Annotated in this window: 10 protein-coding genes and 1 riboswitch; of the genes, 6 read left to right on the top strand and 4 right to left on the bottom strand. The window is 53.0% G+C overall.

Annotated elements, in window-relative coordinates:
* Position 1 precedes the first annotated feature (1 nt).
* Together I2H39_RS15680 and I2H39_RS15675 are read left to right on the top strand one after the other, a co-directional pair.
* Entirely contained in the window at positions 2-1,717 is a 1,716-nt protein-coding gene (locus I2H39_RS15680; RefSeq protein ID WP_138309341.1) for a GGDEF domain-containing protein, read from the top strand.
* Between the two features lie 84 nt (positions 1,718-1,801).
* The gene (locus I2H39_RS15675) at positions 1,802-4,684 is read left to right on the top strand and encodes a response regulator (protein ID WP_195626948.1); all 2,883 of its coding nucleotides are present in this window, start codon (positions 1,802-1,804) and stop codon (positions 4,682-4,684) included.
* Between the two features lie 8 nt (positions 4,685-4,692).
* On the opposite strand, the gene ribE is transcribed toward I2H39_RS15675, so the two are convergent.
* The 4 genes from ribE to ribD form a co-directional block, all read right to left on the bottom strand.
* A complete protein-coding gene (gene ribE / locus I2H39_RS15670) occupies positions 4,693-5,220 on the bottom strand; it encodes a 6,7-dimethyl-8-ribityllumazine synthase (protein ID WP_195626947.1) in 528 nt (175 codons plus the stop codon).
* Positions 5,221-5,302: 82 nt separating this feature from the next.
* Positions 5,303-6,502, bottom strand: a complete 1,200-nt coding sequence (locus tag I2H39_RS15665; protein WP_138309503.1) for a bifunctional 3,4-dihydroxy-2-butanone-4-phosphate synthase/GTP cyclohydrolase II — start codon at positions 6,500-6,502, stop codon at positions 5,303-5,305.
* A gap of 94 nt (positions 6,503-6,596) precedes the next feature.
* Positions 6,597-7,277, bottom strand: a complete 681-nt coding sequence (locus tag I2H39_RS15660; RefSeq protein WP_195626946.1) for a riboflavin synthase — start codon at positions 7,275-7,277, stop codon at positions 6,597-6,599.
* Complete coding sequence (gene ribD, locus I2H39_RS15655) at positions 7,259-8,362, bottom strand: bifunctional diaminohydroxyphosphoribosylaminopyrimidine deaminase/5-amino-6-(5-phosphoribosylamino)uracil reductase RibD (RefSeq protein WP_195626945.1); 1,104 nt, start codon at positions 8,360-8,362, stop codon at positions 7,259-7,261. Before ribD ends, I2H39_RS15660 begins: the two co-directional genes overlap by 19 nt.
* A 260-nt stretch (positions 8,363-8,622) precedes the next feature.
* A riboswitch (FMN riboswitch) is annotated at positions 8,623-8,737 on the bottom strand.
* Positions 8,738-8,959: 222 nt separating this feature from the next.
* On the opposite strand from ribD, the gene I2H39_RS15650 reads away from it, so the two are divergent.
* The 4 genes from I2H39_RS15650 (at position 8,960) to carB (ending at position 15,640) form a co-directional block, all read left to right on the top strand.
* Complete coding sequence (locus I2H39_RS15650; protein ID WP_138309336.1) at positions 8,960-9,595, top strand: cytidylate kinase-like family protein; 636 nt, start codon at positions 8,960-8,962, stop codon at positions 9,593-9,595.
* Between the two features lie 135 nt (positions 9,596-9,730).
* Positions 9,731-10,981: a peptidoglycan-binding domain-containing protein gene (locus tag I2H39_RS15645; RefSeq protein ID WP_138309335.1), complete on the top strand. Its 1,251-nt coding sequence runs from the start codon at positions 9,731-9,733 to the stop codon at positions 10,979-10,981.
* 367 nt (positions 10,982-11,348) lie between these two features.
* Complete coding sequence (locus tag I2H39_RS15640; RefSeq protein WP_195626944.1) at positions 11,349-12,422, top strand: carbamoyl phosphate synthase small subunit; 1,074 nt, start codon at positions 11,349-11,351, stop codon at positions 12,420-12,422.
* The gene (gene carB, locus I2H39_RS15635; protein WP_195626943.1) at positions 12,422-15,640 is read left to right on the top strand and encodes a carbamoyl-phosphate synthase large subunit; all 3,219 of its coding nucleotides are present in this window, start codon (positions 12,422-12,424) and stop codon (positions 15,638-15,640) included. The genes I2H39_RS15640 and carB overlap by 1 nt, the downstream gene beginning before the upstream one ends.
* Positions 15,641-15,666: the final 26 nt, after the last annotated feature.

The following is a 15,666-nucleotide window of genomic DNA, read 5'->3' as shown; positions in this document are numbered from 1 at the left end:
TATGAATCATGTGGTAGTGGACCCGGTGAAAATGGAGCAATATGCATTTGTCCTGGAGGATGCCTATGATGAATTCTTTGAGGTGGATGGGGCGGAAGGGACTCTTAAGCCTATTTTTCTGACTCCGGGAAAGGGTGCTGCGGTTTCCGAAACAGGAGATATGGAGGTCCGGGCAGCGGCGGAGGCATTTGTCCATGAGGAGGACAGGGCCGGTTTCCTGGCATTGTTCAGCCCCCAGAGCCTGGATGAGGTTTGCAGCCATAAAATCAGGAAACAGGCGGAATTCCGGAGAAAGCAGCCGGACGGACGGGAAAGCTGGGTCAGAGGCATTCTTTTTTCCAATGACGCCTGCGGCAGGGATAAGGCGCTGTTTTACACCGTGGATATTGAAAGCCGCAATGCCGCCAGACTTATGCAGCTGAACCGTGATTTGTTCGGTGTGTTCCTGGATGCCTATATCGGGATTGCGCAACTGGACCTGGACCAGGGAATCGGGACAATCATCCAGTGCATCCCCATGCCGGATTTGGCGCTGCGCTCCTTTAAGTGGGGACGGATGATAGGATATTTGTGCAGTACGGTTATTTACCCAGGGGACAGGGATATATTTGCAGGTACCTTTTCCCTTAAGCATATGCGGGAGGTGTGGGGATACGGGCATAAGAACATGTCCCTGGAGGTCCGGTATTCCCAGGATGGAGAGAACTTCCGGTGGGCGGAGGTCAACGCCATGCTGTTCAGGCAGGAGGACATGCCGGACAAGGTATACCTGGCCATGCGGGATACCAGCGAACAGCATCTGCTGAAGGGAATCGTGGAGCGGTATGTCTACAGCCACTGCGACTATTTTATCTATCTCAATGCCAGGAACAACAGCTATGTCATGTTCAGCAGCAAGGGAGACGGCACGCCTCTTCCGCCTGAACACTGCGATGATTATGAGAAGGCCATTGAAATATATGTAAGGAAGTACATAGCCCCGGAGGACCAGGAGCTGGCAATCCGGGAGATGCGCATCAGCCGCGTACTGGAGGAGCTGGACCGGACAGGGGAACACAACTTTTACTGCGGCGTCATGGACGCTGAACGCGGATATACCCGCAAGAGGCTGCAGTATCTTTACTATGATAAAGAGAGCCAGATGGTGCTGATGACAAGGACCGATGTCACAGACATTTATCTGGAACAGAGGCGGCAGAACAAACTGCTGCAAAGGGCTCTCATGCAGGCGCAGACCGACCCTCTTACGGGCCTCTACAACCAGGCGGTAAAGGAGATGATTTCAGAACGTCTGGAAGGGGAGGATGGGACAGCTGCGATTCTGTTTATGGATTTAGACAATTTTAAGGTGATTAACGACACCCTGGGCCATATCAAGGGGGATTTGATGCTTCAGGAGGTGGCCGGGGTCCTTAAAAAGACACTGAGGGCCTCTGATTTAAGCGGGCGCGTGGGAGGGGACGAGTTCATTGCCCTGCTCCATCCGGTCAGCTCGCCTGCCGGTGTGCGCCAGTGTGTCCAGAGAATATGCACCTCTGTCCGCAGCGTGATGGACAGGGATTTCCAGGATTTTTCCGTCACATGCAGCATCGGCATAGCTATGTATCCGGCTGATGGGATAAATGTTGCCTCCCTGGTGGAAAAAGCGGATAAGGCGGCATATGCGGTGAAGCGCAAGGGCAAGAATGGATTTGCATTTTATTCGGATTTGTTATAGGATGGGGCGGTGTTTTTAGTAATCCTCATGCGGGGCTGCAGCCGGTCCTGGATGCCGGTTGCTACAGATTAAGGGAGGATTTAAATGAAAAAATGGTCGGCAGAAGAAGTAAGGGAGTTTGCCAGAAGCATTCTTTCTTCGTATTTCTGTGAGAGCGATGTGGAGCTTCTGATATCCACATTTGCGGATGATATCATATGGCTGGGCGGCGGAAAGATGCAGAAGGCAGAGGGGCGTGACGCCGTGGCAGCCTGGTTCCGGGAGGGGAAGGATGAACTGTCGCCCTGTGATATGTTTGATGAGCAGTACGAGGTTATGGAGATGGGGGACGGCCTGTGGCTCTGTGAGGGCGTCAGCGAGCTTGAATCAAAGGAAGGCACGGGAGTCTACCTCAGGATACAGCAGAGGATTACCTTTGTTTTCAGGGAAAAGGGGGACGGACTGGAAACAATCCATATCCATAACTCCATACCGTTCAGTGAACTGAAAGAGGATGAACTGTTTCCGGCGGAATCAGGAAAGCGCACCTATCTGGAGCTGGAGGGGGAGCTGCGCCGCCGTGAGCAGGAATACGTGCAGCAGGCCCGGTTCTTAAGCCAGCTGTACAATTCAGTGCCCTGCGGCATCATACAGTTTGAACGGGGAGAAGGCCACCGGATTGTCAATGTGAACCGGATGGGATGGGAGCTTTACGGATACAGCTCCGAGGAGGAATACAGGCGTGAGGTGAAGAATCCCTTCCAGATGGTTCAGGATGAGGATAAGGACTGGATTGAAGGCATCATAGCCGGACTGGCGCTCAATGGGGATACGGCATCCTATATACGCCATACCTTTCTGCGGGACGGAAAACAGATATGGGTCAGCGTTATCATGGGCCGGATTGTCAATGCGGACGGCCAGGAGGTTATACAGGCTGTATTCACGGATGTGACGGATATAAAGCAGCTGGAGCTGGAACAGGAAAGGCAGCAGCTCATAGAGAACCGTTCCCTCAGGGCGGCCATCTGTACGGCCTATCCCCTGATTATGAGCCTGAATCTTACAAAGGATACCTATAATTGTTTTATTGAGGACCAGGATTCCCTGCTGTCCAAACGTCACGGCGGCTATACGGAGATGATAAATGGGAGCCTGCCCAATGTATACCCGTCCTATCAGGAGGATTTTGCAGCGTCCTTTGCCAGGGAGAACATCCTGGCCAGATTTGCTGCGGGAGAACGGGATGTTTACATGGAGCTGCAGGAAATGGGGAGTGACGGTGAGTATCACTGGCTGTCCGTTCAGATTATTTATGTGGAGAATCCCTTTAACGATGATGTGCTGGCCATTGGCCTGGTAAAAGTGCTGGACAGCCAGAGGGCGGAGCAGGCGCGGCAGGAGCAGCTTCTCCGGGATGCCCTGGCATCGGCCAAGGCTGCAAACCAGGCTAAATCAGATTTTCTGTCCAGAATGAGCCATGACATCCGCACACCCATGAATGCCATAGTGGGCATGAGCACCATCGGCCAGCTGAAGCTGGATGACAGACGGAGTGTCCAGGATTGTTTCTGCAAGATTGACGCCTCGTCCAGGTACCTGCTCTCCCTGATTAACGACATCCTGGATATGTCCAAGATAGAGACAGGTAAAATGGAACTGGCCCACGAATACTTTGATTTTACGGAGCTTATGGGCGAGGTGGACCAGATTATATATCCCCAGGCCGAGGAACGCCGGATTGATTATGTGATTTACCACAAAGAGCCGTTGGAGCAATTTTATATCGGGGACCCGCTGCGCCTGAAGCAGATTCTCATGAACCTGCTGTCCAATTCCCTTAAATTCACTCGGGCCGGAGGGAAAATACAGATTCAGATAGAGGAAACGAAGAGGACCAACGGATTTTCATACCTGATGTTCCAGGTGAAGGATACCGGCATCGGGATGTCCAGGGAATTCCGCAAGCGCCTGTTCATGCCCTTTGAACAGGAAGCGTCGGAGACAGCCCGCAACAACATTGGCAGTGGTCTGGGCCTTTCCATTGTATACAATCTGGTCCAGCTCATGGGAGGCAGCATTGAGGTTGAGAGTGAGAAGGAGAAGGGCTCCATGTTCACGGTCACTCTTCCCTTTAAGCTGGCTGAGGATGACCAGGAGATGGAGCGCCAGAGAAAGAAGCGTGAACTGCTGAAGGGACTGGCTGTGCTGGTGGTGGATGATGACCCGCTGGTGGGGAGCCAGGCCACGTCCATCCTTGAAAAGGCCGGAGCCCATTCCCTGTGGGTGGATTCCGGGTTCAGGGCAGTGGAGGAGGTGCAGCGCCTGCTGGCGGAGAACAGGCATTATGACATTGCCATGATTGACTGGAAGATGCCGGATATGGACGGCGTGGAGACAGCCAGGCGCATCCGGGCCATGGTCGGGCCGGATACCACCATCATCATGATTTCCGCCTACGACTGGAGCCGGATTGAGGATGAGGCCAGAAGCGCAGGGGTCAACTGTTTTATCTCAAAGCCCCTGTTTGGAAGCACCATATACGATGCCTTTGCCCAGGCAGTGGACCGGGGTCAGGAGGAGACAGCGCAAAAGGAACGGGAGGACTTTGCAGGCTGCAGGGTGCTGCTGGCGGATGACAATGAGCTGAACCGGGAAATCGCCAGGACCCTCCTGGAGATGCGGGGCATGGAAGTGGAAACAGCAGAGGACGGACAGGAGGCAGTGAACCTGTATCGGTCCAGGGGGGCCGGGTATTTTTCCGCGGTGCTCATGGATATCCGCATGCCCCTGATGGATGGACTGGAGGCCACCAGGACTATCCGGGCCATGGAGGGTGACGGTATGGGCAGCATCCCCATACTTGCCATGACGGCCAATGCCTTTGAGGAGGATAAGGCCAGGGCATTTGAGGCAGGGATGAATGGATATCTGGTAAAGCCTCTGGATATGGAGGCAGTGCTGGATGAGCTGAAAAAGCATTTATAAAAGTGGGATTATGGGCGGTTAGGTCCATCCTGAACAGGAGAGGTGCCGGACAGGCTGCTGCCGGCCGTCTCCCCGTCAATTTCATGTATCAGATTCACCATCTCAATGGCTCCCGCAGCGCAGTCATAGCCCTTGTTGCCTGCTTTTGTCCCGGCCCGTTCAATGGCCTGCTCAATGTTCTCCGTGGTCAGCACACCGAACATGACCGGGACTCCTGTGGCAAGGGAGGTCTGGGCAATGCCCTTGGAAACCTCACTGCACACATAGTCGTAATGGCTGGTGCTGCCCCGGATGACGGCGCCCAGACATATGACGGCGTCGCAGCGCCCGCTGGCAGCCATACGGGAGGCAATGAGCGGAATCTCAAAGGCGCCCGGAACCCAGGCAACTGTGATATTGTCCTCCGGCACCTCATGGCGGGTCAGACAGTCCAGGGCCCCGGACAGGAGCTTTGAGGTGATGAATTCGTTGAAACGGGAGGCAACAATGCCTACCCTTATTTTTTTTGGAACAAGCTTTCCTTCTAATATATACATTGCGGATTCTCCTTTTCTGTGTCTGTGATAACTGGCTGTTTAAACGGTGGTGCATCATAGTGATACACTTTTATTTTATATTTTAATAATGCATGAAATGCCCCATGCGCTGTTCCTTTGTCTTCAAATAGAATAGGTCGTGGTCCGTGGGGGCCATCCGGATGGGAACACGTTCTCTGATATCCAGGCCAAAGCCGGAGAGCTGGTATACCTTATCCGGGTTGTTGGTCAGCAGCCGCAGTGTTCTGGCACCCAGGTCCCTTAATATCTGGGCGCCTATGAAATATTCCCGCAAATCCCCCGGAAATCCCAGAGCCAGGTTGGCGTCCAGGGTATCCATGCCCTGGTCCTGGAGTTCATAGGCCCGGAGTTTATTGAGAAGGCCGATGCCCCTTCCCTCCTGGCGCATGTAGAGAAGCACGCCCCTGCCTTCCTGTTCAATCCGGGACATGGCGGCTGCAAACTGCTGTCCGCAGTCGCAGCGCAGGGAGCCAAAGGCATCGCCGGTCAGGCATTCCGAGTGGACACGGCACAACAGGTCCTGTCCGTCCCCAATCTCTCCTTTTACTAAGGCCACATGATGTTCACCATTCAGCAGATTCCGGTAGCCGTAAGCCTTAAAGGTGCCGTAACGGGTGGGCATACGGGTCACGGCCGCGCATTCCACCAGCTTGTCGTGCTGCTTGCGGTAGTCCTGCAATGCCTTGATGGTGGTGATTTTCATATTCCATTGCACGGCGCATTGAAGGAGCTGGGGCATGCGCATCATGGTTCCGTCCTCCTTCATGATTTCACAGCAAAGCCCGCATTCCCTGAGACCGGCCAGGCGCATCAGGTCAACGGTGGCTTCGGTATGGCCGTTCCGTTCCAGCACACCGTTTTTGCGGGCTGTCAGAGGAAACATGTGGCCCGGCCGCCGGAAATCTTCAGGGCGGGCCTGGGCACTGGCGCACTGCCTGGCTGTCACGCCCCGTTCGGCTGCGGAAATGCCGGTGGTGGTGCTGACATGGTCAATGGACACGGTAAAGGCTGTTTCATGGTTATCGGAATTGTGGGATACCATCTGGGGGAATTTAAGCTCTCTGCACAGCTCCATGCTCATGGGCATACAGATAAGGCCCCTGCCGTGTACGGCCATGAAATTCACGTTTTCCGTGGTGGCGTACTGGGCGGCGCAGATAAAGTCGCCTTCGTTTTCCCTGTCTTCATCGTCTGTTACCAGTACGATTTTACCCTGGCGCAGGTCCTCCAGCACTTCTTCTATGGTGTTGAATCCTTTTATGGCATTGAGTTCTTCCATGGTTGTTAGTTCTCCTCTTGTTTTTAACAGGGACAATCCGGTTGTCCTGCGTTCTGTTTTCCTGTTCCGGTACTTCTTAAAAGCCGTATTGTTTCAGTAATTCCGGTGTGATTTTGGCGCCTGTATTCCTGTGTGCAGTGTCCGGTTCTGCCGTGTTTTGGGAAGGGGGAGGCATTTTTATCAGGGTTTCAATGTATTTCCCCACGCAGTCATTTTCCAGGTTGACCCTGCAGCCGGGTTTCAGGGAGCCAAGGGTGGTGCGGGAGGCTGTATGCGGAATCAGGGATACGCTGAAATCCCGTTCCCGTACCCGGGCAACCGTAAGGCTGACGCCGTCTATGGCGATGGAGCCCTTTTCAATGATAAGACGCAGGATAGACGGGGCGCAGCAGATGGTATACCAAAGGGCATTGCCGTCGCGCCTAATACTGGTAATGGTCCCGGTGCCGTCAATATGGCCGGTTACAATATGTCCGCCGAACCTGCCGCCGGCCATCATGGCCCTCTCCAGGTTAAGGAGGCTTTTAAGGGGCAGCTGTCCCAGGCTGGAACGATTCAGGGTTTCGGGCATCACATCCGCGGAAAAACAGCCGGAGTCAAAGGAAGAGGCCGTAAGGCAGACGCCGTTGACAGCAATGCTGTCCCCTTTTTTTATATCCTCCAGAATCCTGCCGGCCTTGATGACCAGGCGGGAACCGGATGCACCCCCCTGAACAGACAGCAGAATTCCGGTTTCTTCTATGATTCCTGTGAACATGGCCTAACCTCCCCTTCTATGAGAATATCTTCATCCAAAGCCGTGATTCTGGTCTTTCCCAGGGTGAAGCCCTGGTATGGAAATTGTACGCCGCTGCCGCCCACCGGTGTTTTGGCGGATGCGCCCCCAAAGAGTTTTGGGGAAATGTAGGCCTGGACCCTGTTTACAATTCCCTGGGAAAGGGCGGACCAGCTGAGGGAGGCCCCGCCTTCCAACAATATGCTGTCAATGCCCATCCGCCCCAGATGTTCTGTCAGCGCATTCAGGTCCGTGTGCCCCTCCCTGGACGGAAGGAGGAGGATTTCACAGCCCTTTTCCTCATAGGGAAGCCATGCCTTCCTGTCAGCACAGCAGGTAGCCAGTATGGTCCTGGCCTGGGAACAGGTAGCGGCAACCTGGGAGTCCGGCGGCGTGCGAAGCCGTGAATCACAGATAATCCGGACCGGATTCCTGGTATCCGGGAGGCGGCAGGTAAGGAGGGAATCATCGGCCAGTATGGTTCCCACCCCGCACATGACAGCGGAATACCTGTTTCTGTCCTCATGGACCCTGCGGCGTGAGCGCTCTCCGGTAATCCACCGGGAATGTCCGGCGCAGGTGGCTGTCTTGCCGTCCAGCGTCATGGCATATTTCATGACCACAAAAGGGCGTCCGGTCTTTATATAGTGGAAGAATACATGATTGATTTCCCTGCACGCCTCTTCCAGCACGCCTTCTGTTACCTCTATGCCATGGCTTATTAAAATTTCTGCGCCCTTGCCGGATACCATGGGATTGGGGTCCTTTGTACCAATCACAACCCGCCGGATGCCGCTTTTCACGATGGCGTCCGTGCAGGGAGGGGTCTTGCCGTGGTGACAGCAGGGCTCTAAGGTTACATACAGGGTGGCTCCCCTGGGAGATTCGGTCAGGGATGCCAGGGCGTTCCGTTCAGCGTGGGGACCGCCGAAAAAAAGATGGCAGCCCTGCCCGATGATGCGGCCCTCCTTCACAATGACAGCCCCTGCCATTGGATTGGGGCTGACTCCTGCGCGGCCCTTTTCCGCCAGTTTCAGTGCCATGGACATGTAATCAGTATCGTTCAATACAGCGCCTCCTTTACATAATACGGGACCTGCATGGGGCTGCCATGGTCCGTCCCTGGTTGATTGCCGTGAATCCTGCAATAAAAAATGCCTTGAACCGTATCGTTCAAGGCAGAACATGTGAAGCCGCCGGCACAGGATTATGTGCCTGCAAAAAAGATATAGGGAACATGGGAGACACACAAAAGCCCTGGAATGATAGTCATTCCAGGGCACTGTCGGTCAGCCATGGGAAGCGGGTAAACGCATCCATGCCATTCTTTTATCTTCTTTCATCCAGACTGTACTGTCGGCTTCGGAGTTTCACCGAATCATGCCTTGCGGCTCGTGGGCTGTACCACCGGTAGGGAATTGCACCCTGCCCTGAAGATATGATTCAATTGAGTGTTATTATAAACACTGTATGGCGGTATGTCAAGAAGGATTTTCGTCATGGATGCATGGATTTGGAGTTTTCCGGAAAATGATGGAGGGCAAACTTGGGAAAAACCAGGAATAACTGTTAAATGTTAGAACGCATTGTGATATAATAAAACCATGAAAGCAAACCATGGAAGCAGGCGTGAGCCTGCGCTGTCAGAACAGGAGGATGGGCGTATGAAGGAAGGAAAGAAACTCATTGTGACCATTGGCAGACAGTACGGCAGCGGCGGCAGTGAAATCGGCTCCAGGCTGGCCAAGGAACTGGGAATCCATTTCTATGACAAGAATATCCTGCGTATGAATTCAGACCAGAGCGGCATCAAGGAGAGCTATTATTATCTGGCAGATGAGAAGGCAGGTAACAAGCTCCTGTATAAGATTGTCAAGAGCCTGACTCCGGAAAAGGGGAGCCCTTCCTTTGGTTCCGACCTGGTGTCGGCGGACAATCTGTTCCGGTTCCAGTCTGAAGTCATACGCAAGCTGGCAGCGGAGGAGAGCTGCGTCATCATGGGACGCTGCGCTGATTATGTGCTGGAGGGCACGGAAGGGCTGGTAAGGGTATTCCTGTATGCGGACATGGAATACCGGGAAAAGCGAATCAGTGAATTGGGGTATTATGAGCCTAAGGATATCAGGAAGAACATCAAGCGCATTGACAGGGAACGAAGGGATTACCACCGGTACTATACGGGCCGGGACTGGGAGAATGTGGAGAATTATGACCTGATGCTGAATACGGCATCCCTGGGAACAGAGGGGGCCATGGAGGCTATACGGGCTTATTTGCGGATTAAGGAGTATGAACTGTAATGAGCTGTAAGGGAGCAGGCTGATGCCTGCTCTCTTTCTGTGCGTTTCCGGTTTAGAGCATGATTGAAAATGTATGCATATAATAGGATGGTCAGTATTATATTTAGGTAATGAAAAGAAATTGCGAGGTATTACATGGCAACCAATCCAGAACGGACATCCAGTGGACTGCTGCAGATTAACGTAATCAACATACAGAACAATTTTCCCATACAGAACGCCAGGGTCACCATCAGCTATAAAGGAGAACCGGACCGCACAGTGGAGCAGCTGACTACCAACAGCTCCGGTCAGACAGAACAGGTACAGCTTCCGGCTCCCCCTGTGGAATACAGCCTGGAACCGAGTATTATCCAGCCCTATTCGGAATACAATGTGATGGTGGAGGCAGAGGGCTTTGAGCCTCTGGCCATATCCGGCACCGAGATACTGGCAGACGCAACGGCCATCCAGCCAGCCGGCATGACGCCGGCTGGCGGGGAAACGCCTCCCGAAGACCCGGTGGTAATACCGGACCATACCCTGTATGGGAATTATCCTCCAAAGATAGCGGAAGCAGAGATAAAGCCAGTGAACGAAAGCGGGGAAATCGTACTCAGCCGGGTGGTGGTGCCTCAGACTGTGGTGGTCCACGACGGGGTTCCCACGGACAGCACGGCCAAGGATTATTATGTGCCCTACAGGGACTACATAAAGAATGTGGCTTCCAGCGAAATCTATTCCACCTGGCCCAGGGCTACCATAACAGCCAATGTGCTGGCAATCATGTCCTTTACCCTGAACCGTGTATACACGGAGTGGTACAGGAACCAGGGCTATGATTTTACCATTACATCCTCCACTGCCTTTGACCACAAGTGGATATACGGGAGAAATATATTTGAGAGCATCAACCTGATAGTGGATGAGATATTTGACAACTACCTGTCCCGTCCCGGGGTGAGACAGCCTATCCTGACCCAGTACTGTGACGGACGCCAGGTCCAGTGCCCCAACTGGATGACACAGTGGGGCTCCTGTTCCCTTGGAGAGCAGGGGTACAGTCCCATTGAGATTCTCCGTCATTTTTACGGGGACAGCATCTATGTGAATACGGCGGAGCAGATATCCGGGATTCCGGCCTCCTGGCCGGGAAATGACCTGACCATAGGAAGTTCCGGGGATAAGGTGCGGCAGATGCAGGAACAGCTGGATGAAATCGCAACGGTTTACACAGCCATTCCCAGGGTGACGCCTGACGGGATATACGGCACCAGGACAGCCAATGCGGTGCGGGAATTCCAGTCCATTTTCGGACTGCCCCAGACAGGGGTGGTGGACTTTGCCACATGGTATAAAATATCGCATATCTATGTGGGAATTACCCGGATTGCGGAGCTGGTGTAATGAATATGACAGGGTAATATGGTGAAATCGGTTTAGGAGCAGAGAACTTTTGCCGGCGCCGGAGAGGAAGGATGGGAGGCGGAAATTCCCTATAAAGAGCAACGGCCTGCGTATAAAAGGTAGCCAATAACGCTTCAAAGACAGTCATGAAAGACGGTTGTCAAAGACATGGGCAGGACACTGATTTATGGGTCCTGCCCTTGCTGTATCCTGCCTTTTTGTACTAAAAAAATATTTGATTAATACAAAAAAATTTAGCATTCAAAGTCATTGCAAATTCATATGAAATACAGTATAATCTTTACAATTTGGGCTGAGGTCACCAGGCCCATAACCAAACACATGAGAAAGGACAGGTACCCCCCATATGAAAGCATACCTCATACTGGAAGATGGAACTGTATTCACCGGGACAAGTATTGGTTCCCAGCGAGAAGTCATCAGTGAAATCGTGTTTAACACATCAATGACCGGTTATCTGGAAGTGCTGACCGACCCGTCTTACGCAGGACAGGCCGTTGTCATGACATATCCCCTTATTGGCAATTATGGAATCTGCCATGAGGACATGGAGTCAGCAAAGCCCTGGCCGGATGGCTATATTGTAAGAGAATTATCAAGAATCCCCAGCAATTTCAGAAGCGAGGATACCATTCAGAACTTCTTAAAAGAACACGACATTCCCGGTATCTGCGGTATCGATACAAGAGCCCTTACCAAAATATTAAGAGAAAAAGGCACCATGAACGGTATGATTACTACAAAGGAATATACCGATTTCAGCGAGCCCATAAAACGCATGAAGGAGTATATTGTGACCGGCGTAGTGCTTAAAACCACCACAAAGGAAAAATATGTCCTTCCCGGAACCGGTAAGAAGGTTGCCCTCATGGATTACGGCGCCAAGAGAAACATTGCCCGCTCCCTGAATCAGAGGGGATGCGAAGTAACTGTATATCCGGCTGATACCCCCGCAGAGGAAGTACTGGCAGGAAACCCTGACGGCATCATGCTCAGCAACGGCCCCGGGGACCCGAAGGAAAACACAGCTATTATCAGAGAAGTGAAAAAACTGTATGAGTCAGATGTTCCTATTTTTGCCATCTGCCTGGGACACCAGCTCATGGCCCTTGCCAACGGCATGGATACCCATAAATTAAAATATGGACACAGAGGCGGAAACCATCCGGTAAAGGATTTGGAGACCGGAAGGGTTTATATTTCCTCCCAGAACCACGGCTATGTGGTGGATACGGACAACCTGGACCCATCAGTGGCCGTACCGGCATTTGTCAATGTAAATGACAGCACCAACGAGGGCTTAAAGTACGTTGGCAAGAATATCTTCACGGTGCAGTACCACCCGGAAGCATGCCCGGGACCCCTGGATTCCGGTTACCTCTTTGACCGTTTTCTTAAAATGATGGAGGTGAATGACTAATGCCAAAGAATCCTGATATCAAAAAAGTACTGGTGCTTGGCTCCGGCCCCATTGTCATCGGACAGGCAGCAGAATTCGACTATGCAGGCACCCAGGCCTGCCGTTCCCTGAAGGAAGAGGGAATTGAGGTGGTTCTCCTCAACTCCAACCCTGCCACCATTATGACAGACAAGGACATTGCGGACCGGGTCTACATTGAGCCTCTTACCGTGGAAGTGGTGGAACAGCTTATATTAAAAGAAAAACCGGACAGCGTACTGCCCACCCTGGGCGGACAGGCAGGGCTTAACCTTGCCATGGAACTGGAGGATGCAGGCTTCTTAAAAGAACACAATGTGCGCCTGATTGGCACCACGGCCCTGACCATCAAGAAGGCAGAGGACCGCGAGATGTTCAAGGAAACCATGGAAAAGATTGGGGAACCAGTTGCTCCCTCTGATATTGTGGAGGATGTAAAGCATGGTCTGGAGGTTGCCGAGCGAATCGGTTATCCGGTTGTGCTTCGTCCGGCATACACCCTGGGAGGTTCCGGCGGCGGTATTGCAGACAACCGGTCGCAGTGCGCCGAAATCCTGGAAAACGGACTTCGCCTTTCCCGTGTGGGACAGGTGCTGGTGGAGCGCTGCATCGCAGGGTGGAAGGAAATTGAGTACGAGGTAATGCGCGACGGCGCGGGCAATGTAATCACTGTTTGTAATATGGAGAATATTGACCCTGTGGGCGTTCATACAGGCGACAGTATTGTGGTGGCCCCCTCCCAGACGCTGGGGGACAAGGAGTACCAGATGCTCCGCACCTCTGCCCTTAACATCATCAGCGAGCTGGGAATCACCGGCGGCTGCAATGTGCAGTATGCCCTGAATCCGGACAGCTTCGAGTACTGCGTTATCGAGGTAAATCCCCGGGTTAGCCGTTCCTCCGCCCTGGCAAGCAAGGCAACGGGATATCCCATCGCCAAGGTGGCTGCCAAGATTGCCCTGGGATATACCCTGGACGAAATCAGGAATGCGGTTACAAAAAAGACATATGCAAGCTTTGAACCCATGCTGGATTACTGCGTGGTCAAGATGCCAAGGCTGCCCTTTGATAAATTTATCAGCGCCAAGCGTACCCTGGGCACCCAGATGAAGGCCACAGGTGAGGTCATGAGTATCTGCACCAATTTTGAAGGTGCGCTGATGAAGGCCATCCGTTCCCTGGAACAGCATGTGGACTGCCTGCTGTCCTATGATTTTACAGACCTTTCCGATGAAGAGCTGACAGAGGAATTATCCAGGGTGGATGATATGCGCATCTGGAGAATTGCAGAGGCACTGCGCCGCGGATTCACCTATGAGCATATCCATGACATCACCAGGATTGATTTCTGGTTCATTGACAAGCTGGCCATCCTGGTGGAGATGGAAGATGCCCTGAAGGCAGTGGGAGCCGGAGAAAAGCAGCTGACCGTGGAACTTCTGACTGAGGCCAAGAGAATTGAGTATCCTGACAATGTCATAGCAAGGCTTACAGGCATTTCCCAGGAAGAAATCAAAAAGCTGCGCTACCACAATGATATCCGCGCGGTTTATAAGATGGTGGATACCTGTGCGGCTGAGTTTGCAGCCGAGACTCCCTACTATTACTCCTGCTTCGGCGGTTTTAACGAGGCGGAGCAGACCGGCGGGCGCAAAAAGGTGCTGGTGCTGGGTTCCGGCCCAATCCGCATTGGACAGGGAATTGAGTTTGACTTCTGTTCTGTCCACAGCACCTGGGCTTTCAGCAGGGAAGGCTATGAGACTATTATTATAAACAATAACCCGGAAACCGTCAGCACGGATTTTGATATTGCGGATAAGCTGTATTTTGAACCCCTTACCCCGGAAGATGTGGAGAGCATTGTGGATATTGAGAAGCCGGATGGCGCGGTGGTCCAGTTCGGCGGCCAGACAGCCATCAAGCTGACAGAGGCCCTGATGAAGATGGGGGTTCCCATTCTGGGCACGGCGGCAGAGGATGTGGATGCGGCAGAGGACAGGGAGCGCTTTGACGCTATCCTGGAGCAGTGCAATATCCCAAGGCCGGCGGGCCACACCGTATTCACGGCAGAGGAGGCCAAGGAAGCAGCCAATAAGCTGGGCTATCCGGTGCTGGTAAGACCGTCCTATGTACTGGGCGGACAGGGGATGCAGATTGCCATCAGCGACGAGGACATTGATGAGTTTATCGGCATCATCAACCAGATTGCCCAGGAGCATCCGATTCTGGTTGATAAATATATTATGGGCAAGGAAATCGAGGTGGACGCCATCTGTGACGGCACCGACATCCTGATTCCAGGCATTATGCAGCATATTGAGCGTACCGGTATCCACTCCGGCGACAGTATCTCCGTGTACCCGGCCCAGGATATCAGCCAGCATAACATTGACACCATTGTGGACTACACCGAGAAGCTGGCAAGGGCCCTCCATGTAAAGGGCATGATTAATATCCAGTTTATTGTGGACGGGGACGACGTATATATCATCGAGGTGAACCCGCGTTCCTCGCGTACGGTTCCCTATATCAGCAAGGTAACCGGAATCCCCATTGTTCCGCTGGCCACTCAGATTATCTGCGGCCACACCATCCGGGAGCTGGGCTACCAGCCTGGATTACAGCCGGCAGCTGATTATATTGCCATCAAGATGCCGGTATTCTCCTTTGAAAAGATTCGCGGTGCTGACATCAGCCTTGGACCTGAGATGAAGTCCACCGGCGAGTGCCTGGGCATTGCAAAGACATTCAATGAAGCGCTCTACAAAGCATTTGAGGGCGCAGGCATCCGCCTTCCGAAATACAGGAAAATGATTATGTCTGTGCGCCACAGCGACCAGGAGGAGGCAGTGGACATTGCCCGCAGGTTTGCTGCTGTGGGATATCAGATATTTGCCACCAGAGGCACGGCAAGGACACTGAATAAGAACGGCGTAAAGGCCTACGAAATCCGTAAGCTGGAGCAGGAATCCCCCAATATCCTGGACCTGGTGCTGGGCCATCAGATTGACCTGATTATCGACATCCCGGCCCAGGGTGCAGAGCGCAGCCATGACGGCTTCATCATCCGCCGCAATGCCATTGAGACAGGCGTCAATGTCCTGACCTCCCTGGATACGGCCAATGCGCTGGTAACCAGCCTGGAAAACCGGGCCAAGGAGCTGACGCTGATTGATATTGCCACGGTAAAGAATGCCTGAGGGAATGGAAACACGCTAAGGAGAAG

The sequence above is a fragment of the Clostridium sp. 1001283B150225_161107_B6 genome, from assembly GCF_015556325.1.
Taxonomy (GTDB): domain Bacteria; phylum Bacillota; class Clostridia; order Lachnospirales; family Lachnospiraceae; genus Enterocloster.
This window is presented reverse-complemented; position numbering and strand designations above follow the sequence as displayed.

What these genes read in the sequence shown, in the direction of transcription:
- I2H39_RS15680 (WP_138309341.1), top strand. Translation starts at nt 2, where the DNA reads ATGAATCATGTGGTAGTGGACCCGGTGAAAATGGAGCAATATGCATTT.
- I2H39_RS15675 (WP_195626948.1), top strand. Translation starts at nt 1,802, where the DNA reads ATGAAAAAATGGTCGGCAGAAGAAGTAAGGGAGTTTGCCAGAAGCATT.
- ribE (WP_195626947.1), bottom strand. Translation starts at nt 5,220, where the DNA reads ATGTATATATTAGAAGGAAAGCTTGTTCCAAAAAAAATAAGGGTAGGC.
- I2H39_RS15660 (WP_195626946.1), bottom strand. Translation starts at nt 7,277, where the DNA reads ATGTTCACAGGAATCATAGAAGAAACCGGAATTCTGCTGTCTGTTCAG.
- I2H39_RS15650 (WP_138309336.1), top strand. Translation starts at nt 8,960, where the DNA reads ATGAAGGAAGGAAAGAAACTCATTGTGACCATTGGCAGACAGTACGGC.
- I2H39_RS15645 (WP_138309335.1), top strand. Translation starts at nt 9,731, where the DNA reads ATGGCAACCAATCCAGAACGGACATCCAGTGGACTGCTGCAGATTAAC.
- I2H39_RS15640 (WP_195626944.1), top strand. Translation starts at nt 11,349, where the DNA reads ATGAAAGCATACCTCATACTGGAAGATGGAACTGTATTCACCGGGACA.
- carB (WP_195626943.1), top strand. Translation starts at nt 12,422, where the DNA reads ATGCCAAAGAATCCTGATATCAAAAAAGTACTGGTGCTTGGCTCCGGC.